1 protein-coding gene and 1 rRNA gene are annotated in these 991 nt (G+C 68.2%); both read right to left on the reverse strand.

Going from position 1 to position 991, the window contains the following annotated elements:
- The coding region (locus BJP40_RS34945) for a hypothetical protein (RefSeq protein WP_193097191.1) at positions 1–591 on the reverse strand (591 nt) is incomplete at its 3' end.
- Between the two features lie 136 nt (positions 592–727).
- Positions 728–844, reverse strand: a 5S ribosomal RNA gene (gene rrf / locus BJP40_RS16080).
- Positions 845–991 lie beyond the last annotated feature (147 nt).

The raw sequence follows: 991 nt of genomic DNA on the forward strand, positions 1-991 counted from the left end.
ATCATCGCGCCCACGGAACGCACCACGGTCATCACGGCGGTCGTCACGACGCGGCGCACGGTCGTCACGACGCGGACCGCGGTCGTCACGGCGGTCGTCACGGCGCGGCGCACGGTCGTCACGGGGCCACGACGGCCGGTCGCCGTCGCGTCGGAACCCACCACGGTCCCGGTCCCGGGAGTCGCGGTCACGGACGTTCCTGTCCCGGTCGCGGTCGTCGGTGCGGCGGAAGCCCGGCCGGTCGTCACGACGCTCGTCTCGGCGGTCGTCACGCCGGTCATCGCGCCGGAAGCCACCGCCCCGGCGGTCGTCGTCGCGCCGGAAACCGCCCCGGCTGCTCCCGCGGTCCCTGTCCCGGTCGCGGACATCGCGGTCACGGTCGTCACGCCGGAAGGGAGGCCTCTCACCACGGCGGTCGTCACGCCGGTCATCGCGGCGGTCGTCACGCCCGAAGCCGCCGCCCCGGCGGTCGTCGTCACGGCGGAAGCCGCCCCGGTCGCGGTCACGGTCGCCGCGGTAGCCGCCCCGATCGCCTCCGTCCCTACGACGCGGCTCACGCTCCGGACGGTCGTCGGAGGAGTTGGTGGACATCGGTGTGGCTCCTGTCTGCGGGGTACCGCACTTCATTCTCGCGCAGTCGGCGTGCCACCGCGCTTCGAGCAAAACGAAAACAAAAAGGACCCTCGGTCCCAGCATGTACGCTGGGACCGAGGGTCCTTGAAAGATTGTTCGGCGGCGTCCTACTCTCCCACAGGGTCCCCCCTGCAGTACCATCGGCGCTGAAAGGCTTAGCTTCCGGGTTCGGAATGTAACCGGGCGTTTCCCTAACGCTATGACCACCGAAACCCTAAAGGGTTCTAGCGAACAAGCACACTATTCACTTGAATAATGGTGATGTGGTGTGCCGGTGCGACTGTTCGCAACCCGGGAACCACACAGTGGACGCGAGCAACTGAGGACAAGCCCTCGGCCTATTAGTACCGGTCAACTC

Source organism: Streptomyces sp. CC53 (assembly GCF_001865245.1).
Taxonomy (GTDB): Bacteria; Actinomycetota; Actinomycetes; order Streptomycetales; family Streptomycetaceae; genus Streptomyces.